This window comes from Streptomyces sp. AC627_RSS907 (assembly GCF_019049165.1).
In genome coordinates this window covers 1-25003 of the sequence record NZ_JAGMUE010000291.1, presented here as the reverse complement: position 1 = coordinate 25003, position 25003 = coordinate 1, and the positions used below count along the sequence as shown (strand labels likewise).

At 73.9% G+C, this 25003-nt stretch carries 20 protein-coding genes and 1 pseudogene; 8 read left to right on the top strand and 13 right to left on the bottom strand.

Going from position 1 to position 25003, the window contains the following annotated elements; genetic code table 11:
• Positions 1-765 precede the first annotated feature (765 nt).
• The 4 genes from KUM32_RS35215 to KUM32_RS35200 all read left to right on the top strand — a co-directional run bounded on the left by KUM32_RS35215 (position 766) and on the right by KUM32_RS35200 (position 5053).
• Complete coding sequence (locus tag KUM32_RS35215) at positions 766-1416, top strand: CatB-related O-acetyltransferase (protein ID WP_217146000.1); 651 nt, start codon at positions 766-768, stop codon at positions 1414-1416.
• A gap of 174 nt (positions 1417-1590) precedes the next feature.
• Positions 1591-3684, top strand: a complete 2094-nt coding sequence (locus KUM32_RS35210; protein WP_217145999.1) for a SpoIIE family protein phosphatase — start codon at positions 1591-1593, stop codon at positions 3682-3684.
• Between the two features lie 214 nt (positions 3685-3898).
• Positions 3899-4114 carry a hypothetical protein gene (locus KUM32_RS35205; RefSeq protein ID WP_308408800.1) on the top strand — a complete coding sequence of 72 codons (216 nt, stop codon included), beginning with the start codon at positions 3899-3901 and terminating at the stop codon, positions 4112-4114.
• A 12-nt stretch (positions 4115-4126) separates the two neighbouring features.
• Positions 4127-5053, top strand: a complete 927-nt coding sequence (locus tag KUM32_RS35200; protein WP_217145998.1) for a DUF2637 domain-containing protein — start codon at positions 4127-4129, stop codon at positions 5051-5053.
• A 189-nt stretch (positions 5054-5242) separates the two neighbouring features.
• On the opposite strand, the gene KUM32_RS35195 is transcribed toward KUM32_RS35200, so the two are convergent.
• From KUM32_RS35195 to KUM32_RS45495, 4 genes and pseudogenes are all read right to left on the bottom strand, one after another.
• Positions 5243-5677, bottom strand: coding sequence for a DUF6299 family protein (locus KUM32_RS35195; RefSeq protein ID WP_217145997.1), 435 nt, complete (start codon positions 5675-5677; stop codon positions 5243-5245).
• Between the two features lie 139 nt (positions 5678-5816).
• Positions 5817-6215 (bottom strand): RidA family protein, encoded by a 399-nt coding sequence (locus tag KUM32_RS35190; protein ID WP_217145996.1) that lies wholly within the window; start codon positions 6213-6215, stop codon positions 5817-5819.
• The gene (locus tag KUM32_RS44205; protein ID WP_374227586.1) at positions 6212-7366 is read right to left on the bottom strand and encodes an acyl-CoA dehydrogenase family protein; all 1155 of its coding nucleotides are present in this window, start codon (positions 7364-7366) and stop codon (positions 6212-6214) included. Before KUM32_RS44205 ends, KUM32_RS35190 begins: the two co-directional genes overlap by 4 nt.
• A 120-nt stretch (positions 7367-7486) precedes the next feature.
• Positions 7487-7801: pseudogene (locus KUM32_RS45495) on the bottom strand (acyl-CoA dehydrogenase family protein); the annotation flags it as partial.
• Between the two features lie 127 nt (positions 7802-7928).
• Between KUM32_RS45495 and KUM32_RS35175 the strand changes: the two are divergent.
• A complete protein-coding gene (locus KUM32_RS35175; RefSeq protein WP_374227585.1) occupies positions 7929-9599 on the top strand; it encodes an AMP-binding protein in 1671 nt (556 codons plus the stop codon).
• A gap of 15 nt (positions 9600-9614) precedes the next feature.
• Positions 9615-10460 (top strand): PaaX family transcriptional regulator C-terminal domain-containing protein, encoded by an 846-nt coding sequence (locus KUM32_RS35170; protein ID WP_217145995.1) that lies wholly within the window; start codon positions 9615-9617, stop codon positions 10458-10460.
• 15 nt (positions 10461-10475) lie between these two features.
• On the opposite strand, the gene KUM32_RS35165 is transcribed toward KUM32_RS35170, so the two are convergent.
• Positions 10476-12863: a bifunctional salicylyl-CoA 5-hydroxylase/oxidoreductase gene (locus tag KUM32_RS35165; RefSeq protein ID WP_217145994.1), complete on the bottom strand. Its 2388-nt coding sequence runs from the start codon at positions 12861-12863 to the stop codon at positions 10476-10478.
• A 3-nt stretch (positions 12864-12866) separates the two neighbouring features.
• Complete coding sequence (locus KUM32_RS35160) at positions 12867-13694, bottom strand: enoyl-CoA hydratase family protein (protein WP_217145993.1); 828 nt, start codon at positions 13692-13694, stop codon at positions 12867-12869.
• Between the two features lie 402 nt (positions 13695-14096).
• Between KUM32_RS35160 and KUM32_RS35155 the strand changes: the two genes are divergently transcribed.
• Positions 14097-14534, top strand: a complete 438-nt coding sequence (locus KUM32_RS35155) for an ATP-binding protein (RefSeq protein ID WP_217145992.1) — start codon at positions 14097-14099, stop codon at positions 14532-14534.
• Here KUM32_RS35155 and KUM32_RS35150 read toward each other — a convergent pair.
• From KUM32_RS35150 to KUM32_RS35120, 7 genes are all read right to left on the bottom strand, one after another.
• A complete protein-coding gene (locus KUM32_RS35150) occupies positions 14494-15933 on the bottom strand; it encodes an amino acid permease (protein ID WP_217145991.1) in 1440 nt (479 codons plus the stop codon). The two genes, KUM32_RS35155 and KUM32_RS35150, sit on opposite strands and share 41 nt — an antisense overlap.
• A gap of 254 nt (positions 15934-16187) precedes the next feature.
• Positions 16188-17195, bottom strand: coding sequence for an ornithine carbamoyltransferase (argF, locus tag KUM32_RS35145; RefSeq protein WP_217145990.1), 1008 nt, complete (start codon positions 17193-17195; stop codon positions 16188-16190).
• Between the two features lie 95 nt (positions 17196-17290).
• Positions 17291-18514, bottom strand: a complete 1224-nt coding sequence (locus KUM32_RS35140; protein ID WP_217145989.1) for an arginine deiminase — start codon at positions 18512-18514, stop codon at positions 17291-17293.
• 89 nt (positions 18515-18603) lie between these two features.
• Positions 18604-20634: an HEXXH motif-containing putative peptide modification protein gene (locus KUM32_RS35135; RefSeq protein ID WP_254406600.1), complete on the bottom strand. Its 2031-nt coding sequence runs from the start codon at positions 20632-20634 to the stop codon at positions 18604-18606.
• Between the two features lie 117 nt (positions 20635-20751).
• Positions 20752-20991, bottom strand: a complete 240-nt coding sequence (locus KUM32_RS35130; protein WP_217145988.1) for a hypothetical protein — start codon at positions 20989-20991, stop codon at positions 20752-20754.
• A gap of 117 nt (positions 20992-21108) precedes the next feature.
• Positions 21109-22227, bottom strand: a complete 1119-nt coding sequence (locus KUM32_RS35125; protein WP_217145987.1) for a caspase family protein — start codon at positions 22225-22227, stop codon at positions 21109-21111.
• A complete protein-coding gene (locus KUM32_RS35120) occupies positions 22224-23387 on the bottom strand; it encodes a hypothetical protein (protein WP_217145986.1) in 1164 nt (387 codons plus the stop codon). Before KUM32_RS35120 ends, KUM32_RS35125 begins: the two co-directional genes overlap by 4 nt.
• A 192-nt stretch (positions 23388-23579) precedes the next feature.
• On the opposite strand from KUM32_RS35120, the gene KUM32_RS35115 reads away from it, so the two are divergent.
• On the top strand, positions 23580-24899 hold the full coding sequence (locus KUM32_RS35115; RefSeq protein WP_217145985.1) for a cation:proton antiporter: 1320 nt from the start codon (positions 23580-23582) through the stop codon (positions 24897-24899).
• Positions 24900-25003: the final 104 nt, after the last annotated feature.

Sequence of the window (25003 nt, the reverse complement as noted above, 5' to 3'; positions counted from 1 at the left end):
ATGACACGAGCGGTGTCGCGCGGCGAGGCGCCGGGTTCCGCCGTTGCCCGGTCGGCGAGTTCGGTGACGGTCACGACGTGTTCCCGGGGACCGGCGATGAGGGTGCCGAGGTCACGGACCCACGAGGTGGTTCACCACCCAGGCCGCGCTTTCGTGCACGACACCGCCGGGTGGTTCCCGGCGCCCGGCCGGCAGGTCGCACCCGAGGCACCCCGTCACATCCCCGTGCGCCGGTCCGTCCAGGGCCGCGGCGATGACGTCGCCTGCCGTGCGCCACGGCCCCGTCGCCGTAAAGCCAGTGGAGCGGCGCCGCTGTGCGCCCCTACCTTGCTGGCGAACCACGGCGTCCGGTCAAGGAGATGCCGTTGTACACCGTGTGAGACCTCCCGAGCGCTGAACCGTCGCGCGTCGCGCTCTGCACCGCCTGCGGGGACACCTGCGGTCTTTCGCGGGCCGAGGCCGAGAGACTGATCACGGAGGGGAAGCTCGCTTCGGCGGTCCGGCTGACCGGCAAGCTCTCCGGCGACTTCACCTTCACGCTCAAGCGCTGAGCCCTCCTCGGGACCGGGGAAGGGCCGCGCCACTCCCCCTGCCAGGCGTCTTCCTCGCCCTGCGCGGGCGCGGGGCGAGGAAGACGCCTGGCAGGCGGCCGGCGGGCAGTCGGCCGCCTGCGTGCGCGCGGGTGGTAAATGGGTGTCCCTGGCTGGTGCGGTGCGTCGATCATGGAGCGGGCCAGGACCCGCTACCGGTGAGGAGTTCCTCCCCATGCCCGCACCCGCCGACCCCACGGTGCTCCACCCGATGCCCGAGCAGCCCCGGGTCGTCCTGCTCAAGCCGCTCGTGAAGTCCCCGTTGATCGAGGTCGGGGAGTACTCCTACTACGACGACCCGGACGACCCGACGGCCTTCGAGACACGCAACGTGCTCTACCACTACGGGCCGGAGAAGCTGGTCATCGGCAAGTTCTGCGCGCTGGGCACGGGCGTGCGGTTCATCATGAACGGCGCCAACCACCGGATGGACGGCCCCTCCACCTTCCCCTTCCCCACCATGGGCGGCTCGTGGGCCGAGCACTTCGACCTGCTCACCGGCCTGCCCAGTCGTGGGGACACCGTCGTCGGCAACGACGTGTGGTTCGGCCACGGCGCGACGGTCATGCCGGGTGTGCGGATCGGACACGGCGCGATCATCGCCGCGGGCGCCGTGGTCACCGGCGACGTGCCCGACTACGGCATCGTCGGCGGCAACCCGGCCCGCCTCCTCCGCACCCGCTACACCAGCGAGGACATCGCCCGGCTGCTGGCGGTGGCCTGGTGGGACTGGCCCGCGCGGCACATCACCGAGCACGTTCGCACCATCATGTCGGGCAGCGTCGCCGCTCTCGAAGCCGCCGCCCCCACCACCCCGCACGGGTGACGCACGGGCCGTCTCCGGAGCCACCGGAGCCCGCCACCGGCGCCCGCCACCGGCGCCGGCCACCGGGGCCCGCCGCCGGAGTGGGCGCCGTCTCACCGCACCGCGCCGGTCGAGTTGCCGCGGGCGGTCGATGCGAGAAGGTGAGGGGGGGAAGGTCCGCGAAGGGAGCTTGTGGTGGCAGCCCGTTCCATCGACGACTCTGCGGTGCTGGACGCGCTGTTCGCCGGTTCCCCCCAGGGTCTGTTCGTCTTCGACTCCGAGCAGAAGGTCACCCGCTACAACCCCGCCGGGCGGGGAGCGCGCAGGGTACCCCCCGAGGACGTCACCGGCCACTGCGCCGAGGACTTCGCCCCCGGCTTCGACCCGGCCGAGATCAGGGCCCTGATCGACGAGGCCCTCGCGACCGGCGAGCCGCTGAGGGGCCGGCTGGTGCGGGGACAGTCGCCCTCGAACCCGCACCGGACCCTCGCGCTCGAGGTGTCCCTCTTCCCCCTGCACGGCTCGGGCGACGGCATGCCGGGGCTGGTGGGCGTGGTCGAGGACGTGACCGACAGGCAGGAGGCGGCGGCCCGCCTGGCCGTTCTCAGTACGGTGCACGCGGCGGTCGGCTCCACGCTCGACGCGCGGACCACGGCCGACGAGCTGGTGCGCGCGCTGGTGCCCGCGTTCGCCGACGCCGCGGCCGTCGACCTGCTGGACGACGGCCGGCAGGGCCCCGGCGGGCAGGCCGGCCCCCTGCCGACGAGTGTTCCCCTGCGCCGCGTGTCCTTCGCCCCAGCCACCGCCGAGACCATCAGGAAGAAGGGCGACAGCCGCCCCTTCCCCTTCCCCACCCCGTACACACAGGCCCTCAACGACAGACAGGCCCGCATCGTCCGGGTCTCACCGGACGCGCCGTGGCTGTCCGCCGATCCGGACGGCTTCGCGCCGCTGCTCAAAGCCAACGTGCACTCCATGATCGTCGCTCCGCTCACTGTTCGGGACAGCGTCCTCGGTCTGCTGACCCTGTACCGGAACCGGACCGACCCTTTCCGGGAAGCGGATCTGGACGTGGCCCGGCAGGTGACCACCACGGCGTCCGCGCAGCTGGACAACGCGCGCAGTTACCAGCGCGAACGTACCGTGGCCACGGCACTGCAGCGTCGGCTCCAGCCCGGTGTGATCCCCGACCTCTCGGCGGTGGAGACCGCCCACGTGTACCTGCCCGAGAGCGCCGGCGGCGACTGGTTCGACGTCATCCCCCTCTCCGGCACGCGCGTCGCCCTCGTCGTCGGCGAGGTCGCCGGTCACGGCGTCGAAGCGGCGGCCACCATGGGCCAGCTCCGGGTCGCCGTGCGCACGCTCGCCCTGCAGGACCTGGAGGCGGACGAGCTGCTGACCCGTCTGGACGAGGTCGCCGCCCAGCTCGCCAAGGCCTCCGCGGCGGCCGCGGACACCGATGCGGCGACGTGCGCGATCACCGTCTACGACCCGGTCTCCTGCCACTGCACCATGGTCCGCGCGGGACACCCCCCGCCCATCGTCGTCGACCCCGACGGGTCACCGCTCACCGTGGACATACCCCAGGGGCCGCCCCTGGGGGCGGGCGGCGGACGTGCCTTCACCCCGATCGTGATCGAGCTCCCCCCGGGCAGTCTGCTCGCCCACTTCACCAGCGGCCTCCTCGCCGCCGACGGTGACGACCGGGCCGCCGCCGTACGCCACCTCGAACGCGTCCTCGCCTCCACCACGCTGCCCCTGCAGGAACTGTGCGACTCCGCCGTGTACCGCGTGGCACCTTCCCCGCAGGACGACGCCGTCCTCCTCCTCGCCCGCACCCACGCCCTGTCGCCGGAGCAGGTCGCGGACTGGACCCTGCCCGCAGACGCCTCCGTCGTGAGCACGGCGCGCCTGCTCACCGACCGGCAACTCGCCGCCTGGGACCTCGACGAAGCGGTCTTCGCCACCGAACTCATCGTCAGCGAGCTCGTCACCAACGCCATCCGCCACGGCAAGGGACCGGTCCGCCTGCGGCTCATCCACGACCAGGACCGGCTTCTGACCGAGGTCACGGACGCCAACAGCGCCAGCCCCCACCTGCGCCACGCGAGGGAGAGCGACGAGGGCGGACGCGGTCTCTACATCGTCATGCGGCTCAGCTCCCACTGGGGCGTCCGGCACGGCCGCCGGGACAAGACCATCTGGTCCGAACAGCGACTCGGCGGCGAACCGCCGGACCCGTCGGTCATGCTGGACGTCGTCGACGCGACCGACACGGCGGAATCCTGACCGGCCCCGCGACGCTATTCATACAGCAATACCGTCGATTTTGCGTGTTTGCGTGAATTCGGATCGAGCGAGGATCCCAGAAATCGTTCACTCGACTGCCACGCATCCGACGGAGTAGGCAGACGTTACTTCGGATATGACCGAGGAAAACGGGGAATTGGTCTCCTGTCCGTTGAGGCGAGAGCAAGGGCACGTCATCGAAGGGGGGTGTGCGGTGACGCTGGGCTCCTACACCTACACGCCCGGCAGGAATCACAGCCCCTCACCGGTCGACGGAACCCTCACGAGAGGCGGGTTCCCGGTCCCGCTACGGGAGACCGAGCCCGTGCTGCAACGCTTCCTGGACGTCATGACCGAGCTGGAGACCGGTCTCGCCGAGCGTTGGGGCCGGTCCTCCCAGGGGTCCCTGACGTGCACCGCGGCGGAGTGATGCGGGCGCGTCATGCACGATGAGCACATTCATCAGCCCCTGCCCTACGGCGAAGGCCTCTTCCCCTCCGCGGGCACCGGCCGGCACCGGGGGCCCCGGGAAGCGGCTCCGGAAGCCCTGGTCCCGCCGGACCCCGGCTGGGACCCGGCCGAAGAGCTCGCGTTCCTGCTCCAGGACGCGATGGAACAGCAGTCATCCGTCCCGCAGGAAACAGAGACCTCGGCGTTCGCCCCCGCGCCGGGCACACCGCTGAGCAATCTCCAGGAAATCACGGCGGAACTGCCACCGTTGAGGGAATCCCCCACGAGCCACCGCAGGATCCGCCGGGGCAGAAAGGTGAGCCGGCTGCGCGCCACGAGCCTGTCCCTCGCGGCCCTCGCCGCGGTCATCGCGGCCTCGGTCAGCCTGTTCGGCGGCATGGTGGCCTACGAATCCCTGCGCCTGGCCGCCGCGCCCCGGACCCGCGGCAGCGTCGTCTCCTGGTGGCCGCTGCTGGTCTACGGGCCCTGGCTGGTCGCGTCGCTGGCCGTCCTGCGGTCCGCGCTGCACCAGCGCCGTGCGGTCCACTCCTGGTCCGTGGTCCTGCTGTTCTCGACCATCGCGATGCTGCTGTGCATCGCCCAGGCGCCCAGGACCCTCAGCGACAGCGCGGCGGCGGCCCTGCCGGGCCTGGCGTCGTTGCTCTGCTTCCAGCAGATCGTCCGCCAGATCACCCTCACCCGTCCGCCCCGGCGGGCGGTGCCGCGCCACCGCCAGCGCCCCGTGCCGGCGCCGGGCGACGAGGCGGCGGACACCGCGGCACGGGATGCGGCGGGCCGGGACCCGCTGTCCCTCCCCCAGCAGCGGCATGCCCAGCACCCGTCGCGGTCCGGCGTGCGGACCCGCCCGGCCGACCCGGCCGGGCGGCCTCCCGCCCGGTCGCCGCGGAAGCGGCCCTGACCCGGGGCGGCGATCGCCGCCGATCACCGCTGTGCCCCCGCACGGCCCCTCGAAGCGGAACTCGAGGGGCCGCTTGCGTACGCCGTCACGCCGGTCGCGTCCGCCGTCATGGTGACTGCCGGCGTCGGGCCCCGTACCGGGTCGGATGCCGTCGGTGCGTCCGGGGTGGTGCGGCCCGAGCGTTCGGGCTCAGCCCGCGACCAACGTCACGGCCTGCTCGCGCCACGCGTGGAAGTCCGGCAGCAGCAGGCCGTTGGTGGGCCGCAGTTCCATCAGGGTGGCCTCGACGTGCGCCGCGCCGGGCTTCAGGGCGTTCGCGAAGGCTCTTCCCTTGTTGGACCAGCGGTGCTCCTGCCCGTCGCACACCGCACGGGTGCCGCCGATGCCGTACCGCACGGACGGGTTGCTCTGGCTCACGGAGGAGCTGACGAAGACGGGGCCGGTACCGGCGGTGCAGCGGTAGGTGCCGGAGAGCGTGATGGTGCCGTCCGAGGCGATGCGGCCGGTCCGGTCGACCGTCACCGTCTCCGTGTCGGCCGCCGCGAACGCGGTGGGGGCGGGCGACAGGAGCAGGGCGGCGCCGGCGGCTGCGGCCAGGGCGGCGGAACGTACGCGTACGGGCATGGGGAACCTCCCGGTCGAGCGGAATGGAGGGTTCCACTGGATACAGGGCGAGTGGGCCGACGGCGGTGACCGTCACCCCTTCGGTGGCGAGTCCGCGGCGGTCGTCGCGGGTCGGGTGCCCGAGGCGCGCCGGCCGGGCCTACGGCAGTACCGCGAACCCGTCGAGTTCCACCAACGCCCGCTCGTCCCACAGGCGTACGACCTCCACGACCGCCATCGCCGGGTAGTCGCGGCCCGCCAGTGCGCGCCAGATGCGGCCGAGGGCGGCGGCGTGGGTGCGGTAGGCGGCGACGTCCGTGGCGTAGACGGTGACGCGGGCCAGGTCGGCGGGGGTGCCGCCGGCGGCGCGCAGAGCGGTCAGGAGGTTGGTGAGGGCCTTCTCGAACTGGACGGGGAGGGTGTCCCCCGTGACCTCGCCGTCGGTGTCGAGGGCGGTCTGGCCGGCCAGGAACACGACGCGGGTGCCGGTGGCGACGACGGCGTGGGAGAAGCCCGTGGGCGGGGAGAGGCCGGGCGGGTTCACCCGTTCGGCGGTCATGCTCCGGCCCCTTCGGTCGCGTCCCGCGTGCGGTACAGCTCCTTGGCGATGATGCCGCGTTGCACCTCGCTCGCGCCCTCGTAGACACGGGGGGCGCGCACCTCGCGGTAGAGGTGTTCGAGGAGGTGGCCGCGGCGCAGGGCGCGGGCGCCGTGCAGTTGGACCGCCTTGTCGACGACGTACTGGGCGGTCTCGGTGGCGAGGAGTTTGGCCATGGCGGCGCGCTGCGGGACGTCCGGCGCGTGGTCGTCGTACGCCGTGGCGGCCGCGTACACCATGAGGCGGGCGGCCTCGGTGCGCAGGGCCATTTCGGCGACCTGGTGGGAGACGGCCTGGAGGTCGCGCAGCTTGCCGCCGAAGGCGTCGCGGGCGCTGGTGTGCGCCAGGGTGGCGTCGAGGGCGGCGCGCGCCATGCCGACCGCGAAGGCGCCGACGCTGGGGCGGAACAGGTTGAGGGTGCTCATGGCGACCCTGAAGCCGCGGTCCGGTTCACCGAGGACGTCGTCGGCCGTGACGGGCACGGCGTCGAAGGCCAGGGTGCCGATGGGGTGCGGGGAGAGCATGTCGAGGGGGGCGCCGGAGAGGCCTGGGCGGTCGGCGGGCACGAGGAACGCGGTGACGCCGCGGGCGCCGGCGCCCGGGGTGGTGCGGGCGAAGACGGTGTAGAAGTCGGCCTCGGGGGCGTTGGAGATCCAGCACTTCTCACCGGTGAGCCGCCAGCCGGTGGGACCGTCGCGCTCGGCGGCCGGTGCGGCCGGGGCCTGCCCGCCGCCCCGCCGGTCACCCGTCGGGCTCGGCTCCCCGGGGCGCGCGGCGTCGTCGCGCGCGGCGTCCCTGGGCTGCGGATACGGCCCCGCGCCGGGCTCGACGGCCGGGCGCGCGGCTTCCCGGGCCGAGGGGGCGGAGGGGCCCGAGGAGTCCGTGGGGCCCGGCCCCGCGGGGTCGGTGGCCGACAGGTCCGGCCCCGCGCCGCACCCGGCGCCACCCCGCTCGGCGTCCGGCGCGTCCCCCCGGTCACCGGCGGGCCACGCGCCTGCCGGGACCGACGGACCCGAACCCGCGCCGCGCCCCTCCGCCGACCCCACGGCACCCCCGGCCCCGGCCTGCCCGGCGGCGGGGAGACCGGCGTGTGAGGGGACCGGAGGGGTGATCTCCGGTGGTGTCCCGCGCGTCGCTGTGGCCGGTTCCGCCCTGAGTGTCAGCGCGGCCGCGTCGGAGCCGGCGTCGGGCTCGCTGAGTGCGAAGGCGGCCACCGCGCTGCCGTCGCTCACGCGGGGCAGCCAGCGGGCGCGCTGGGCCTCGGTGCCGTGGGCGTGCACCGGATGGGCGCCGAGGCCCTGGAGGGCCAGGGCGGTCTCGGCCTCCGTGCAGGCGTAGGCGAGGGACTCGCGCATCAGGCACAGGTCGAGCGCGCCCGAGGTGAACAGGCGGGACAGGAGGCCGAGGGTGCCGAGTTCGGCGACGAGGGCGCGGTTGACGCGGCCCGGCTCGCCCTTCTCGGCCAGGGGCCGCAGCCGTTCGGCGGCCAGGGTGCGCAGCTCCTCGCACCAGGTGAGTCGTGCCGGTTCGAGCGAGAATGCGGTCATCGCCGGTCCCTTCCCCTGCTCGCCTGCCCACGGGGCCACACCCGAGGTTATCGCGCACCGTTGACTGTCGTCACCGACACGATACGCTCGTGGCGCGAGCCCACCACGACAAAGGGGGCGAACCGCCATGGCGGATCCGCACCGCGCGGAACCACACCGCTCCGCCCACGTCGACACCTTCACGCGCGAGCACCTGCCGCCCCCCGACCAGTGGCCCGAGCTCCGCTTCGACCTCCCGGAGCTGCGCTACCCCGCGCGGCTGAACTGCGCCGCCGAACTGCTCACCGGCCCGCCCGACGACCGCCCGGTCTTCCGCACCGCGTCCGGGGACACCTGGAGCTACGGCCGGCTGCGGGCCCGCGTCGACCGGCTCGCCCACGTCCTCACCGGGGACCTCGGTGTCGTCCCGGGCAACCGGGTGCTGCTGCGGGGCCCGACCACCCCGTGGCTGGCCGCCTGCTGGCTGGCGGTGCTGAAGGCGGGCGCGGTGGCGGTCACCGTGCTGGCCCAGCAGCGTCCGCACGAGCTGCGCGCGATGTGCGAGATCGCCCGGGTACGGCACGCCCTGTGCGACGCGAGGGCCGTCGACGACCTCGCCGGGGCGCGGATACCCGGGCTGCGGATCACCCCGTACGGCGGGGACGCGCCCGACGACCTGCTGACCCGCGCGCAGGGCGGCACGGCGCCGGACGCCCCCTACGCGGCCGTGGACACCGCGGCCGACGACGTGGCGCTGATCGCCTTCACCTCGGGCACCACCGGGCGCCCCAAGGGCTGCATGCACTTCCACCGCGACGTGCTGGCGATCGCCGACACCTTCTCCCGGCACGTCCTCAAGCCGCACGCCGACGACCTCTTCGCGGGCAGTCCGCCGCTCGGCTTCACCTTCGGGCTCGGCGGGCTGGTGGTCTTCCCGATGCGGGCCGGGGCGAGCGCGCTGCTGCTGGAACAGGCCGGCCCCCGGGTGCTGTTGCCGGCCGTCGCCGAGCACCGGGTGACGGTGCTGTTCACCGCGCCGACGGCGTACCGCGCGATGCTCGACGAACTGGACGCGTACGACCTGACGTGCCTGCGGCGTTGTGTGTCGGCGGGCGAGAACCTGCCCGCGGCCACCTGGCGGGCCTGGCGGGAGCGCACCGGTCTGCGCATCATCAACGGCATAGGCGCCACCGAGCTGCTGCACATCTTCGTCTCCGCGGCGGACGACGACATCAGGCCCGGCACGACGGGCGTTCCGGTGCCGGGGTGGCACGCGCGCGTGCAGGACGAGCACGGCTCGCCCGTGCCCGACGGGGAGCCCGGGCTGCTGGCGGTGCGCGGGCCGGTGGGCTGCCGGTACCTCGCCGACCCGCGGCAGCGGGAGTACGTGCGCGGCGGCTGGAACATCACCGGCGACACCTACGTGCGTGAGCCCGACGGCTACTTCCGGTACGTGGCACGCGCCGACGACATGATCATCTCCGCCGGGTACAACATCGCCGGGCCGGAGGTCGAGGACGCGCTGCTGCGGCATCCGGACGTCGTGGAGGCAGCGGTGGTGGGCCGGCCCGACGCGGCCCGCGGGCAGGTGGTGGTGGCCCACGCGGTGCTGAGGGAGGGTGCCGAACGGGACTCCGACGCGCTGCGCGCGTTCCTCAGGGACGAGCTGGCGCCGTACAAGTGCCCGCGCGAGATCGTCTTCCTGGACGCGCTGCCGCGCACGGCGACCGGCAAGCTCCAGCGCTACCGGCTCCTGGCCCCACCCGGCCCCCGTGCCGGTGCCGAGGGTGACCGGGGTGGCCGGGGTGACCAGGCGTGATGCCGACGACCTAAGATGATCAACGTGTCCGAGCAGCACGCGCAGCACGCCCCGAGGTCCCTGATCGTCACGTTCTACGGCGCGTACGGCCGTTTCGCCCCGGGCCCGGTGCCCGTCGCCGAGCTGATCCGACTGCTGGCCGCGGTGGGGGTGGACGCGCCCTCCGTACGCTCGTCGGTGTCCCGGCTGAAGCGGCGCGGGCTGCTGCTGCCCGCCCGTACGGCCGAGGGGGCGGCCGGGTACGAACTGTCCGGCGAGGCACGGCAGTTGCTGGACGACGGGGACCGGCGCGTCTACGCCACGACACCCTACGGGGACGAGGGCTGGGTGCTCGCCGTGTTCTCCGTGCCGGAGTCGGAGCGGCAGAAGCGGCATGTGCTGCGTTCCCGCCTGGCCGGCCTCGGTTTCGGCACCGCGGCCCCCGGCGTGTGGATCGCCCCCGCCCGCCTGTACGAGGAGACCCGGCACGCGCTGGGCCGCCTGGGCCTCGACGCGTACGTGGACTTCTTCCGCGGAGAGCACCTGGGCTTCACGCCGACCGCCGAGGCGGCGGCGCGCTGGTGGGACCTGGCCGCGATCGCCAAGGAGCACGAGACGTTCCTCGACCGCCACGCGCGCGTGCTGCACGCGTGGGAGGGCCGGCCGGACACCCCGCCCGAGGAGGCCTACCGCGACTACCTCCTCGCCCTGGACTCCTGGCGGCACCTCCCCTACACCGACCCCGGACTGCCCGCCGGGCTGCTGCCCGACGACTGGCCCGGTACGCGCTCGGCGGCCGTCTTCCGGGCCCTGCACGAGCGGCTGCGCGACGCGGGGGCGCGCTACGCCCTGCCGGAGGCACCGGTGGACTCCTGGCGGTGACCCGAGGCCCTGGTGCTACCCGTCCTGACGCGGGGTGTGCAGCGTGAGTCTGGGCCTGGGCGCGTCCGTGCGTCCGGTCACCGGGCGGCGGCTGCCCGCCCGGTAGGGCGCCGGCCAGACGGCGCCCGGGCCGTCGTAGCCCTGCTCGGCCGCCGCGTGGAGCGTCCAGTGCGGGTCGTAGAGGTGGGGGCGGGCGAGCGCGCACAGGTCGGTGCGTCCGGCGAGGATCAGCGAGTTGACGTCGTCCCAGGAGGAGATCGCGCCGACGGCGATCACCGGGACACCCGCCTCGTGCCGGACGCGGTCGGCGAACGGGGTCTGGTACGACCGCCCGTACTCCGGCCGCTCCCCGGCCACCACCTGCCCCGTGGACACGTCGATCGCGTCGGCGCCGTGCGCGGCGAAGGCGCGGGCGATCTCCACGGCCTCCTGGGCACTGGTGCCGCCCTCGGCCCAGTCGGTGGCGGAGATGCGGACCGTCATCGGCCGTTCCGCCGGCCACACGCCGCGTACGGCGTCGAAGACCTCCAGAGGGAAGCGGAGCCGTTTCTCCAGGGTGCCGCCGTAGGCGTCGGTGCGGTGGTTGGTGAGCGGGGAGAGGAAGCCGGAGAGCAGGTAGCCGTGGGCGCAGTGCAGTTCGAGCAGGTCGAAGCCGGCCCGGGCGGCCCGCGCCGCGGCGCTCGTGAACTGCTCCCTCACGTCCGTCAGCTGGGCCCGCGACAACTCGCGGGGCGTCTGGCTGCGCGGCGTGTAGGGCAGCGCGGAGGCGGCCACGAGGGGCCAGTTGCCGTCGGGGAGCGGTTCGTCGATGCCCTCCCACATCAGCCGGGTCGAGCCCTTGCGTCCGCTGTGGCCGAGCTGCACGCCGATCGCGGTGCCGGGCGCCTGGGCGTGCACGAAGTCCGTGACCCGCTTCCACGCCCCGGCCTGCCGGCCGGTGTAGAGGCCCGTGCAGCCGGGGGTGATGCGGCCCTCCTCGCTGACGCACACCATCTCGGTCATCACCAGTCCCGCGCCGCCCAGGGCCCTGGCGCCCAGATGGACCAGGTGGAAGTCGCCGGGGAGGCCGTCGGTGGCCGAGTACACGTCCATCGGGGAGACGACGACGCGGTTGCGCAGGGTCAGGCCGCGCAGCCGGAACGGGGTGAACATCGGGGGCGTCCCGGGCGGGCAGCCGAACTCGCGCTCCACCGACTCGGTGAAGCGGGCGTCGCGCAGCCGGAGGTTGTCGTGGGTGACGCGGCGGCTGCGGGTGAGGAGGTTGAAGGCGAACTGGCGCGGCGGCTGGCCGAGGTAGCGGGGCAGGTCCTCGAACCACTCCAGGCTGGCGCGGGCCGCGCGCTGGGTGGAGGCGACCACGGGGCGCCGCTCCTCCTCGTAGGCGGTCAGCGCCTGGGGGAGGGACGGCTGTTCCTCCAGGCAGGCGGCGAGGGCGAGGGCGTCCTCCACGGCGAGCTTGGTGCCGGAGCCGATGGAGAAGTGGGCGGTGTGGGCGGCGTCGCCGAGGAGGACGAGGTTGCCGTGCGACCAGCGTTCGTTGACGACCGTGCGGAACGTGGTCCACTCCGACCGGTTGGACTTCAGCGGTCTGCCGCCGAGGGCGTCGGCGAAGATCTCGGCGCAGCGTTCCAGGGACTCCCGCTCGTCCGACGCGTCGAAGCCGGCCGCCCGCCACACCTCCTCGCGCATCTCCACGATGACCGTGGAGGCGTCGGCCGCGTACGGGTATCCGTGCAGCTGCATCACGCCGTGCCCGGTCTCGGCGATCTCGAAGCGGAAGGCGTCGAAGGCGAAGTCAGCGGCCAGCCAGATGTAGCGGCAGCGGTGGCCGGTGACACGGGGCCGGAACACGTCGCGGTAGGTCTCGCGGGTGGCGCTGTGCACCCCGTCGGCGGCGACGACGAGGTCGTACGCCTCCGCGAGCCGGGCGGGGTCCGGGGCCTCGGTGCGCGGGCGCAGCTCGACGCCGAGGGCGCGGCAGCGCTCGTGCAGGATCTCCAGGAGGCGGCGGCGGCCGAGGGCGGCGAAGCGGTGTCCTGTGGAGGTGTGGCGGATGCCCCGGTGGACGATGTGGATGTCGTCCCAGCGGACGAAGTCCTGCTTGAGGGCCTCGTAAACGACCGGGTCGGCGTGTTCGATGCCGCCGAGGGTCTCGTCGGAGAGGACCACGCCGAAGCCGAAGGTGTCGTCGGGGGCGTTGCGCTCCCAGACGGTGACCTCGCGGCCCGGGGCGAGGCGTTTGAGGAGGGCGGCGGTGTAGAGGCCGCCGGGGCCGCCGCCGATGATCGCCGCGCGCAGGGGGTGGCCCGGGTCGTCTCGCGACCGCGGGTTGCCTGTGGTGGCTCGCGCCCCGCGGCGGAGCCGCCGATCGACGCTGCCCCGCGCCCCTGGGGTCGGGGACACGCCCTACCTCCCCTGCCACTTCGGGGGGCGCTTCTCCGTGAAGGCCGCGTGGAACTCGGCGTAGTCCTCACCGTTCATCAGGAGGGCCTGCGTCGAGGCGTCCAGTTCCACCGCTGCCGCCAGCGGCATGTCCAGTTCCGCGGTGAGGAGGGCCTTGGTCTGGGCGTACGCCAGCGCCGGGCCGTCGGCCAGGCGGCGGGCGAGTGACTGGGCGGCCTCGTCGGCGCGGCCCTCGTCGGTCAGCTCGCTGATCAGGCCGATCCGCTCGGCCTCGGGCGCCCGCACCGGTTCGCCGAGCATCAGCAGGCGGGTGGCGTGGCCGAGGCCCACGACGCGGGGCAGCAGGTAGGCGGCACCCATGTCGCCGCCGGAGAGTCCGACGCGGGTGAAGAGGAAGACGAAGCGGGCGGACGGGTCGGCGACGCGGAAGTCGGCGGCCAGCGCGAGGACCGCGCCCGCCCCGGCCGCGACGCCGTGGACCGCGGCGATCACCGGGAACGGGGCTTCCCGCACGGCGCGCACCACCTGGCCGGTCATCCGGTTGAAGTCCAGCAGCCGGGCGGTGTCCATGGACAGGGTGGCGCCGATGATCTCGTCCACGTCGCCGCCGGAGCAGAAGCCGCGCCCTTCGCCGGTCAGCACGAGGGCCCGTACGGACCGCTCGCGGGACAGTTCCGCCAGCAGGTCGCGCAGGTCGGCGTAGGCCTCGAAGGTGAGCGCGTTGAGCCTGTCGGGGCGGGCGAGGGTGACGGTGGCGACCCCGTCGGTGAGATCGACGCGCAGGTGCCGCCAGTCGGGGGTGGGGGCGGCGGAGCCGGTGAAGGGACTCATGACGGGCGGCCTCCTCGGGCGGGCGCGGCCTCACCGAGTGCGGGGTACCGGAGCACTTCGAAGCTATCACTCTTCCGTGACTGTCGTCACGAGGGCGCGATAGAACGGATCCCGGAAGGGCGGCTCCGCCGGCCGGCTTCCGCCACATCCGGGCACCCACGGTCATGGCCGGTCATGAACGGCTCTCTGCGGCCACATCGGATCCCTTCGTCACCGGCCGTCGAGAACGCGGTGAGGGGGAAACCGTCCGCGCGGGTGACGGCGTTCACCCCGGTGCGCCGCCCGGTGGCAGCGGGTCCAAGGTCCCGCGCGGTGCCCGTCGAACGGCTCTGCCGGGTGGCGCCGTACCATTCGTAGGGTTGGAAGCAGGACAGGACCGCCTGCTCCAGAAACGGACTCGCCGTGCACGATCGCTCTCACGCCCCCGCCTCCTGGCGGATCGCGCTGCCGCACTCCGCCGCGGCCGTGCCGGTGGCGCGTGCCCTGGTCCGTACGGCGCTGGCCGAGCTGGAGCACCCCGCCGACAGCGACACCGCGGAGCTGCTCACGGCGGAACTGGTCGCCAACGCCGTCGAGCACACCTCCGGCGGGTCACCGATCGAGCTGGTGGTGGAGCTGAGGCCGACCGGCTGCCAGGTCGAGGTCCACGACCCGGACCCGGCTCCGCCCGGCGACCTCACCCGGCCCGGCGTGGAGCCGCCCGACCCCTGGCAGGAGCACGGGCGCGGGCTGCTGCTGATCCGCGCCCTGAGCTCGTCCTGCGGCCACCGGCCCACCGGGTCGGGCAAGGCGGTCTGGTTCAGGCTTCCCGCGGTGCCCGCTCAGCGTCGTCCGGCGTGAGGGCCGCCTGGGCGAGACGGGAGTGCCGGCGCCCGTAGGCCGCGTACACCAGCAGGCCCACCGCGAGGAACACCGCGAACTGGAGCCAGGTGGCCGCGCCCGTCTCGTAGATCAGGTACAGGCAGAAACCGACCCCGAGCAGCGGTGTCACCGGGTACAGCGGCACCCGGAAGGTGCGGGCGAGACCCGGCTCACGGCGGCGCAGCGCGATCACGGCGACGTTGACGGCGGCCATGGTGGCGAGGGTGCCGATGGTGCACAGGTTGACCACCGCGTCGAGCGGGGCGAAGGCCGCGGGGAGCGCGAAGACCACGCCCACGATGAGGGTGCCGGCGACGGGGGTGGCGGTGCGCGGCGAGACCTTCTCGAAGACGCGCGGGATCAGACCGTCCCGGGACATGGACATCAGGATGCGGGTCTGGCCGTACATCACGGCCAGCACCACCGAGGCGATGGCCACGACCGCGCCGAAGGCGACGACACCGCCGCCGATCGTGGAACCGGTGACCTCGTTCACGACGTACGACAGCGCGGCGGGCCGGTCGCCGACCTCGTCCCCGCCGACGGCGCCGATCGCGGCCACGGCGACCGCGCAGTACAGCAGGGTGACCAGGCCGATGCAGACCAGGATCGCGACCGGGATGTCCCGGCGCGGGTTCTTGGCCTCCTCGCCGGCCGTGGTGATCGCGTCGAAGCCGATGTACGAGAAGAAGGCGGCCGTGGTGCCGGCGCCGATGCCGCCGAGGCCGGCCGGGGAGAACGGGGTGAGGTTGCCGTCCCGGAAGGCGGCGAAGCCGATGGCGCAGAAGGCGACGAGGACGGCCAGCTTGAGGACGGCCATCGCCGCCGTGGCCCGGGCGCTCTCCCGCACCCCGCGCACCAGCAGCAGGCAGGCCAGGGCGATGACGATCACCGCGGGCAGGTTGACCACGCCCCCGTCCCCGGGCCCCGCCGAGAGCGCCCGGGGCAGCTGGAGGCCGAGGACGCTGTCCAGCAGTTCGTTGACGTACTGGCTCCAGCCGACCGCGACCGCGGAGACCGACACGCCGTACTCCAGCAGGAGGCACCAGCCGACCAGGAAGGCGGTCCGCTCGCCGAGTCCGGCGTAGGCGAAGGAGTACGAGGAGCCGGAGACCGGGATGGCGCCGCCCAGCTCGGCGAAGGCGAACGCGGTGAACACGCAGGTGATCGCGGCGAGCACGAAGGAGACGACGACGGCCGGACCGGCCTCGGCGACCGAGTCGGACAGACCGACGAAGATGCCGGTCCCGACGATGGCGCCCACGCCGAAGCAGACGAGCTGGAACAGCCCCATCGTGCGCTTCAGGCCGTGGCCTTCACGGTCGGCGCCGGATTCGGCCACCAGGAGGTGGGGCGACTTGATGCGGGAAGCGGGCATTGCGGGTGGTGCTCGTTTCTGGTGGTGCGGAGGCGACGGGTGTGTCGCGCGGCGGCCTGCGGAAGGGGTGGCTCCGGGCCGCCGGACAGCATAGGTCCTGGTCGGACGACAGGGCTCGGTCGGGCGGGACGTCCTGCCCAGGCGGGACGACCCGCCCGGGCAGACGACTCGGGCAGACGGCTCCGGCGGACGGCTCCGGCGGACGGCTCCGGCGGACGGCTCAGGCGGACGTCCTGCCCAGGCGGACGTCCTGCTCAGGCGAGGGTGGCGACGAGCACGGCCTTGATGGTGTGCAGCCGGTTCTCCGCCTCGTCGAAGACGACCGAGTGCGCGGACTCGAAGACCTCGTCGGTGACCTCGAGGGAGTCGAGGCCGTGGTTCTCGAAGACCTCCTGGCCGACCTTGGTGCCCAGGTCGTGGAAGGCCGGCAGGCAGTGCAGGAACCTCACGTCCGGGTTGCCGGTGGCGCGCAGGACGTCCATGGTCACCGCGTACGGGGACAGGGCGGCGATCCGCTCGGCCCAGACCTCCTTCGGCTCACCCATGGACACCCACACGTCCGTGACGACGAAGTCGGCACCGCGGACGCCCTCGTCCAGGCCCTCGGTGAGGGTGACGCGCGCGCCGTTCGCCTCGGCCAGCTTCCGGGCCCGGTCCACGACCTCCTGGGCGGGCCAGTAGGCCTTCGGGGCGACGATGCGCACGTCCATGCCGAGCAGGGCGCCGGTGACCAGGTAGGAGTTGCCCATGTTGAAGCGGGCGTCGCCGAGGTAGGCGAAGGACGTCTCCGTCAGGGGCTTGGCGCAGTGCTCGGTCATGGTCAGCACGTCGGCGAGCATCTGGGTGGGGTGCCAGTCGTCGGTCAGCCCGTTGTAGACGGGCACGCCGGCGAAGGCGGCCAGCTCCTCGACCTTCTGCTGACTGTCCCCGCGGTACTCGATCCCGTCGAACATGCGCCCGAGCACGCGTGCGGTGTCCTTCACGGACTCCTTGTGCCCGATCTGCGAGCCGGAGGGGTCCAGGTACGTGGTGGACGCGCCCTGGTCGGCGGCGGCGACCTCGAACGCGCAGCGGGTGCGTGTCGAGGTCTTCTCGAAGATCAGCGCGATGTTCCTGCCCCGCAGGTACCGTGTCTCGTTCCCGGCCTTCTTGGCGGCCTTCAGCTCCGCGGCCAGTTCGACCAGGCCACGGAACTCGTCCGCGGTGAAGTCGGTCTCCTTGAGGAAGTGGCGGCCGGCGAGGGCGGTCGGGACTGTCGCCATGGGGCGCTCCAGAGGTGCAGGGACGGGGACGCCTGGAAGTCTATACGAACTTCTGAATTTCTATACAGCCCGTGTCGCTGTGCGGCCCGGCTCTCCTACACGGCCTCGCGTTCCACCGGGCAGCTCATGCAGCGCGGTCCGCCCCGGCCCCGCCCCAGCTCGCTGCCCGGGATCTCGATCACCTCGACGCCCCGCTTGCGCAGGTGGGTGTTGGTGGTGGCGTTGCGCTCGTAGGCGACGACGACGCCCGGTTCGACGGCCAGCACGTTGCAGCCGTCGTCCCACTGCTCGCGTTCGGCCGCGTGCACGTCCTGCGTCGCGGTGAGCACGCGGATCTCGTTCAGGCCGAGGGCCGCGGCGATCGCACGGTGCATGTGCTCCGGCGGGTGGTCGGTGACCTTCAGGTCCTTCTCCCCCACGCCCGGCTCGATGGTGTACGAACGGAGCATGCCGAGCCCGGCGTACTGCGTGAAGGTGTCGCCGTCCACCATGGTCATCACGGTGTCCAGATGCATGACGGCCCGCCGCTTGGGCATGTCGAGGGCCACGATGGTGCGGGCGGAGCCCGCGGCGAACAGCTTGTACGCGAGCATCTCGACGGCCTGGGGCGTGGTCCGCTCGCTCATGCCGATGAGCACGGCGCCGTTGCCGATGACCAGCACGTCGCCGCCCTCGATGGTGGAGGGGTAGTCGGCCTGCCCCTCGGACCAGAGGTGGAACGTCTCGTCGCGGAACAGCGGGTGGTACCGGTAGATCGCCTCGAAGTGGACCGTCTCGCGCTGCCGGGCGGGCCAGCGCATGGCGTTGATGGAGACGCCGTCGTAGATCCAGGCCGAGGTGTCCCGGGTGAAGAGGTGGTTGGGCAGCGGTCCCAGCAGGAAGTCGTCCAGCTCCATGACGTGGAAGCGCACGGAGGTCGGCTCCGGGTGCGCGTCCAGGAACTCCCGCTTGGTCATGCCGCCGACCAGGACCTCGGCGAGCTCGCGGGCGGGCAGGGTCTCGAAGGCGGCCCGGAGGTGGTCCGTGGCCAGCACTCCGTACTCCTTCTCGTCGAAGACGCGGTCCAGGACGAGCCGTCGGGCCGCCGGGACGTCCAGGGCCTCGGTGAGCAGGTCGCCGAAGAGGTGCACGGCGACCCCGCGGTCGCGCAGTACGTCGGCGAACCCGTCGTGCTCGGCGCGCGCCCGGCGCACCCACAGCACGTCGTCGAAGAGGAGGGCGTCCTTGTTGCTGGGGGTGAGCCTTTTGAGCTCGAGATCCGGCCGGTGCAGGATGACGCGGGTGAGCCGCCCGGCTTCGGAGTCGACTTGGAATCCCATGCCTCCATCCTGACCGTTCGGGCGCCTGTTCATCCCCTGCTCGCGCAGACCCGTGCGTCCCGGGGCCGGCCGCCGGGACGGGCCCGGCGTCAGCCGCTGGGCTGCGGCTGGAGCAGCTCCGGGCGGGCGAGCGGACGGCGCGTGGCGTGGCCCGGGTCCAGGAGCGCCCGGGCCACGATCCAGCCGGACCGCGCGTGGGGGTCGGCCGGGTCACGGGCGAGGTCCCGGGCGTAGCCGTCCAGCGCGGCGGCCGGGTCGCCGGCGGCGAGGTGCTCGTCGGGGGTACGGGGGACGGCGGGGCGGGTGGCGAAGGCGTGGGTGCGGGTGTCGGGCCAGAAGCCGCGGTCCGGGCGGAAGCGGAGGGCGCCGTCCGGCCCGGCCGGTGCCGCGACGTTGCGCAGCCGCCACTGGGTGCGGTGCAGGGCGGCGGCCGTACGGGCCCGGGCGAGGGCGGCCGGGTCGACGGGTTCGCGCAGCCAGCCGTCCAGCGTCCGGGCGAGGCCGGTGACCAGCCGGCGCCCCGGCGCGGTGAGCCGGGCACTGGTCAGCAGGGTGCGCACGACCAGCCGGCTCTGCTGCCGGCGCAGCGCGAAGTGGTAGGCGGCGGCCTCGGCGTGTTCCGGCTCGGCCAGCCGGTCCCGCCAGAAGCCGGCGACGCCGGTGAAGGCGTACGCGCCGTGCAGCAGCCCGGTGAGGTGGCGCGGGTCGGCGCGCCAGGGGGCGTAGTACCGCTCCTCGCGGTCGTCGTCGAGGAGGGGGAAGAGGTGGAGGAGGGCGGCGAGTTTGCTGTGCTGGAACTCGTGGACGAGCGTCTCGGCGAGGGCCAGCGGGGACGCGGGGCGGGATATCAGCATGGCGCCGAAGGAGTCGCCGCTGGTGGCGGAGACCCCGACGGTCGGCGGAGCGGGCGGTGTGACGGCGGTACGGCCGTACGGCACCACGGCCCGGACGACGGCCGGGTCCAGCCGGCCCGGTCCCGGCTCGGCGCCCGCCCCGGCGAGGACGGCGACGGCACCGTCGAAGACCCGCTGCCACTGCGCCGCCTCGGCGGCGTCGAGCCGGGCAGGCGGGACGGGGCCGTCGAGGTCGCGGTAGGGGTCGAGGTCGTCGAGGGGTATGGCGACCGGGCCGGCCGGGGTGGTGTGGGTGAGGGTCCGCAGGGGGAGCCAGGATGCGAGCCGGTGCGACCGGACCGGCTCCGATTCCGACTCCGATTCCGGCACCGGCACCGACTCCAACTCCGGCTCCGGCACTGGCTCCAACTCCGGCTCCGACACCGATTCCGACACCGACACCGGCACCGGCACCGGCACCGGCACCGGCTCCAACTCCGGTACCGGCACCGGCACCGATTCCGGCTCCGACACTGGCTCCAACTCCGGCTCCGATTCCGACTCCCGCTCCGGCTCCGGCACCGGTCGCGCCTCCCCCGCCCGGTCGGACGCCTGCCGAGGCCCCCCGGGCTCACGCGGCTCGGGGAGGGGCCCGGGCCACCGACGTGTCTCCGGACCGGGTCCGTCCGGACCGTGGACGTTCACCGATGTCGTCACCGGGCGGCACGTCACGGAGGTCCGGGGTCCGTTGTGGCCCGGTGGGGCCGAGAGGGTCAGTTCGCCCGTTCTCGTCGCCGCCCGGGCCGCGGAGGGGCCCGGCGGCGCGTCCGGGAGACGGAGCAGGCCCAGGCCGGGCAGGTGCAGGCCGCCGTCCACGAGCGGGACCGTGAGCGCCGTCACCGTACCGGCGTGCAGGGCCGCGGTGACCGCCAGGACGTTCAGCCGGCCGGCCTCCGCCCACAACGGCGGCCCGGTGGCGGTGCCGTGCACCCGGCGCAGCATGTGGGCGATCCAGCCACCGGTCGTCGGCGCGAGCAGGAGCCGGTCGGCGGCCTCGGGCGCCCGTTCGGCGGCCGCCTTGAACGCGTCCCAGGCCTCGGCGACCGGCGTCAGGGGCGTGGGCAGCTCCGCGAGCCGCTCCAGCAGCGTCCGCAGCAACAGCAGCCGCCGTGCCCGTTCCCCGCGTTCCAGGAAGGCGACCGCCTCCGCGGAACCACCTCCGGCGGCCAGTTCGGCGAAGAGCCGGTCCGGCACGCGGAACGGGGCGGGGCGCGGCTCGCTGCTCATCGGTGGGACCTCCGGTCGGGTGCGGGCATGCGGGGACCCCGGCGGGCGCTCGGGCTCGTCGGGGCTCTGTCGTCGGCGCTCTGTCGTCGGCGTTCTGTCGTCTGCTGTGGGCGGCGGCTATTCGGCGCGGGCTCCGCCGCCGCCGCCTTCACCGCCGCCTCTGATGCCGCCGCGTGCGCGCAGGACCTCTTCGAGGAGGCGGGCGGTGGGACGGAGCGGCGTGAGACCGTCCAGGGCGGTCAGGGGCAGCGCCGCGACGTCCGCCAGGTCCGACTCCCAGACGTCGGCGCGCCCGAGGGCGACCGGTTGTTCACGGGTGGCGGCTTCGGCGTGGCGCAGAGCGGGCGGCTGGTCCAAGGTGCTCCCCCTTCTCGCACGGTGGCACTCGATGCCCCGTGTCTCTTCCATCATGGCCATTCAGGCCCATGTCGAAAACCGTACGATCACGCCACCTGATCAGCCCGGCGCACCCGATCACCTTCCCGGGCCCGCCAACTCCCGGAAGGCCTCAGCCAGTTCGTCCCTGCGCCCGGGGTCGTCGTCGACGGTGACCACGGCGTCGAACAGGTCCCACAACGCCTGCGGGCGGTGCCGGGCGAGCCCGTTGAGGATGCCGGCCGCATCCGTGCGCGCCTTGGCGTGACGAGGCAGTGTCCCGGTGACGCGTGGGTCCAGCGAGGCGACCACCGTCTGCCGCTCCGTCGGGTCGCTCATCAGCGGATAGGCGAGCAGCGCGTCCACGGCCCGCAGCAGCGGGGAGGGCGGCCGCCGCGGAGCGTCCGCGACCGCCGGGACGAGGATCTCGGTGCGTTCCGGGCTCTGCAGCCGGATCTCGGGATACTGCAGAGTACGACCCGCGTCCCTGAGGGCAGCGATACGCGTCCGTACGGCCGGAAACAGTTCCTCCGCATCCGGCGGGGCGGGCAGTACGGCCGTCCGGTCGGCCAGCAGGGCGAGCAGGACGTCGGAGAACAGACCCGTGGCCCGCACCGGGTCGTTGGCGGCGGCCCGGCCACGTCCGGCGGCACGGAGCACAGTCTGCCGGTGGGCGAGGCTGCGCCGCCCGACCGGCAGCGCGTCGGGCGGCAGCGGCTCCCGGAAGGCGAGCGCCTCCTCGAAGGTCTCGCAAGCGTCCACGATCCACAGTTGGTCCGCGAAACCGGGCACGGCGTCCCCCGCGTACCGTTCGAGCGCGGAGTCCAGGTCGATGCCCAGCTTGTCCTCGGTGGTGGCGTCCGCGCAGAACAGGCGCAGGTGCCCGGACCGGTCGAGGACACCGTGCCCGCCCCACCAGACCCACAGCGCGTCGCCCCGGGCGGTGGGCAGTTCACGGACGAGGACCCGGCGCAGCGTGGCGTGGTCGGCCGGCGCGTACGGCACCTCGGGGACGTACGGCGGCAGCGGCGCGAGGTGCAGCCGGATGTTGGCCTCCGGCACACCGGCGGCGCGCAGCAGGTGGTGGAGGCGGATCGCGTCCCGGGCGGGCCCGGGCAGGTCCCAGCCGGTGCCGGCGTCGTAGGCCTCGACGCCCACGACGAGGGCGTGCACACGCGCCGGGTCCACGGCCGGGGCGGGGAGGAGCGGGCCGGTCACGGGAGCCGGTCCACGATGTGCCGGTAGACGTCCGGGTTGGTCCAGTAGGCGCTGTGCGCGGCCGGGAACGGCTGGCGGCTGTCGACGGCGACGTCGGTCACCCGGCCCGGGAACAGGCCGGCGCCGAGGTAGGAGAGCAGGTCGCGGGGGTCGTAGAGGTTCAGCCAGTCGGGGACGTGGTCCGGCAGCGGAGCGGGGTGCTCGAGGGAGGGCAGCGACCCCGACTCGTACAGGAACGGTCCCTGGGAACCGGCGGTGACCAGCAGCCGGACCTGGGGCAGCGGAGTGAGGACCAGGGTGTCCAGGGCGATGATGCCGCCCAGGCTGTGGGCGACGATCGCGACGGGCGGCTCCAGCCCGGCGAGCAGGGTGCGCAGCCCGGCCCGGACCGCCTCGCCGCGGCTGAGGTAGCGCAGGACGTCCCCGGCGGCCGGGTGGGCGGCCTCGGTGAGCGCGCGGCGGCGGCGTACGACGGCACGGGAGGCCGCCGAGCCCGCGACGCGCAGGGCCAGGGAGCGCACGCCGCGTTCCCCGCCCAGGGGTGGTGCGCCGAGGGCCCGGGCGAGCCGGTCGGTGGCGTCGTCCCGGGTGGCGCCGGACGGCACGAGGGGCGCGTCGGATTCGAGGGCGTCGGCGATGACCTGGGCGGTCAGGCTGCGGGCGGCGAGGTGCGCGAGGTCGTCCGGGGCGAGGGCCGCGGCGGCGGCGCCGAGCAGCGGGTGGGCGGCCAGGCCGGTGGCGGCGCGCGCCAGACCGGGGCCCAGGTCGGCCGCCGGTGCGTCGCCCTCGGCGGCGAGGGCGGCCAGCCGTGCCCGGATGTGCCAATCCGGTGGCAGGGAGCCGGGCGGCAGCTCGGCCGCGGGGGTCTCCGCGGCGGCGGCGAGGGCGAGTTCGGCGTACGGGTCGGCGTAGAGGGCGGCCCATGCGGCCGTGTCGTCGTCGGCGGTGTCCGGGGCGGCGGGGCCGCGGCTGGTGCCGGAGGCCGGCGGCAGGCTCGCCCCGTCGGCGGCGAGCGTGGCCCCGTGCTCGCCGCCCCAGTAGTACGGCACGATGCGCAGCCCGCCGCGCAGCGCCGTCACTCCGGCGGAGAAGCGCCCCGCGAGCGCAGAGAAGCCCGGTTCGCGGACGCCCGTGCCGTGGATGAAGACGACCGCCGTCATATGCCCCCCGTGATCCCGGTGAAAGCCGTGTACGACTTCCGATGCGACGTCAAATTCTCTTTATTCTAGGGAAGTTGGAGCTCCTACGCGGAAGACGCTCCGAACACGGGACCGTCGAACCGGGGACCGTCGAACAGGGAACCGCTGAACAGGTCTGCTACCGGACGACCACCGGACCAACGGGGAGACAGCATGAGCCCGGACGCGATGATCACGCACTTCGTGGGTGCCTCGGCTCTCGTCCTGGTGGCCGCGCACGCGGCCGGCTGGCTGGCCCGGCGGCTGAAGCAGCCGTACATCGTGGGTCAGCTGGCGGCGGGCATCGCGCTCGGCCCCTCCCTGCTCGGCGCGCTGGCGCCGGACGCGTACGCGTCGCTGTTCCCCGGGGAGATCGGCCCCGCGCTGAACGGCTTCGCGCAGTTCGCGCTGGTGGTCTTCCTGTTCGCGGTGGGCTACGAGCTGGATCTGAAGATCCTCGGCGACCGGGCCCGCAGTTCGCTGATCGTGGCGCTGGCCTCGTTCGTGGTGCCGATGGCCGTGGGCTGCGGGGGCGCGCTGCTGTTCCGGGACCGGCTGCACGAACTGGGCATGCCGCGGGACCCCACCCCCGCCATGGTGGTGTTCGCCGGGATCTCCCTGTCGATAACGGCGGTGCCCGTGCTGACGGCCATCGTGCGGGAGAACGGGCTGTCCCGCTCCGTGCCGGGCGTGGTGGCGGTCTCGGCGGCCGGGGTGCTGGACGCGGTCTGCTGGACGGTGCTGGCAGCGGCGCTGATGGACAGCGGCGGCGCGGAGTCGGCCCTCGACTGGCCGTGGCGGGTCACGCTCGCCGTCGGTTTCGTCACCGTGATGGTGCTCGCGGCCCGGCCGGTGCTCCGCCGGCTGCTGTGGGGGACCCGGATGGAGCCCTCGCTGCGGCTGGCGCTGCTCATCGGCTTCGCCCTCGGGTCGGCGTGGGTCACGCACTCCCTCGGGCTGCACGTGATCTTCGGCGCGCTGCTCGCCGGGGTCGTGGTCCCGCGCGAGGAGGACGGCACGCTCGACCCGGACCTGTTGCGGCCACTGCACGACGTCAGCTCGCTGCTGCTGCCGTTCTTCTTCGTGCTCTCGGGCCAGTCCGTGGCGCTGAACAGCATGGACGGCACGGGCTGGGCCGTCCTGCTGGTGGTGACCGTGCTCGCGGTCACCACGAAGATCGGCAGCGGGACACTCGCGGCCCGGGCGGGCGGGCTGGACCGGCACGATGCGCGGACCGTCGGCGTACTGCTCAGCGCGCGCGGCCTCACCGAGCTGATCGCGCTCAACGCGGGGCTCCAGGCGGGCCTGTTGAGTCCGCCGCTCTACACGGTGCTGGTCTTCATGGCCCTGGCCACGACCCTGCTCACCCAGCCGTTCCTGATCCTGACCCGCCGCCTCGCCGAACGCGACCGTGCCCGACACCCCGCCCGCGCCCCCTTCGCGCCCCCGCCCTCCCAGGACGGCACGACGACGGCACCGGCGGACGTGGGCTGAGGACCTGTCGTTCGGATCAGGCCGGCTGCGTGTGACTCCGCTTCGCCGCCGACCCGGGCCCCGCGACACCGGCATGATCGTGGCGACAGGCCTGGAGCCGGGCG

Excerpts from the sequence above, each read along its gene's own strand:
- KUM32_RS35135 (WP_254406600.1), bottom strand. The coding sequence starts at position 20,634 with ATGAGCAGCGAGCCGCGCCCCGCCCCGTTCCGCGTGCCGGACCGGCTC.
- KUM32_RS35195 (WP_217145997.1), bottom strand. The coding sequence starts at position 5,677 with ATGCCCGTACGCGTACGTTCCGCCGCCCTGGCCGCAGCCGCCGGCGCC.
- KUM32_RS35160 (WP_217145993.1), bottom strand. The coding sequence starts at position 13,694 with ATGAGTCCCTTCACCGGCTCCGCCGCCCCCACCCCCGACTGGCGGCAC.
- KUM32_RS35200 (WP_217145998.1), top strand. The coding sequence starts at position 4,127 with ATGCACGATGAGCACATTCATCAGCCCCTGCCCTACGGCGAAGGCCTC.
- KUM32_RS35140 (WP_217145989.1), bottom strand. The coding sequence starts at position 18,514 with ATGGGATTCCAAGTCGACTCCGAAGCCGGGCGGCTCACCCGCGTCATC.
- KUM32_RS35170 (WP_217145995.1), top strand. The coding sequence starts at position 9,615 with ATGATCAACGTGTCCGAGCAGCACGCGCAGCACGCCCCGAGGTCCCTG.
- KUM32_RS35215 (WP_217146000.1), top strand. The coding sequence starts at position 766 with ATGCCCGCACCCGCCGACCCCACGGTGCTCCACCCGATGCCCGAGCAG.
- KUM32_RS35190 (WP_217145996.1), bottom strand. The coding sequence starts at position 6,215 with ATGACCGCCGAACGGGTGAACCCGCCCGGCCTCTCCCCGCCCACGGGC.
- KUM32_RS35150 (WP_217145991.1), bottom strand. The coding sequence starts at position 15,933 with ATGCCCGCTTCCCGCATCAAGTCGCCCCACCTCCTGGTGGCCGAATCC.
- KUM32_RS35120 (WP_217145986.1), bottom strand. The coding sequence starts at position 23,387 with ATGACGGCGGTCGTCTTCATCCACGGCACGGGCGTCCGCGAACCGGGC.
- KUM32_RS35115 (WP_217145985.1), top strand. The coding sequence starts at position 23,580 with ATGAGCCCGGACGCGATGATCACGCACTTCGTGGGTGCCTCGGCTCTC.
- KUM32_RS35175 (WP_374227585.1), top strand. The coding sequence starts at position 7,929 with ATGGCGGATCCGCACCGCGCGGAACCACACCGCTCCGCCCACGTCGAC.
- argF (WP_217145990.1), bottom strand. The coding sequence starts at position 17,195 with ATGGCGACAGTCCCGACCGCCCTCGCCGGCCGCCACTTCCTCAAGGAG.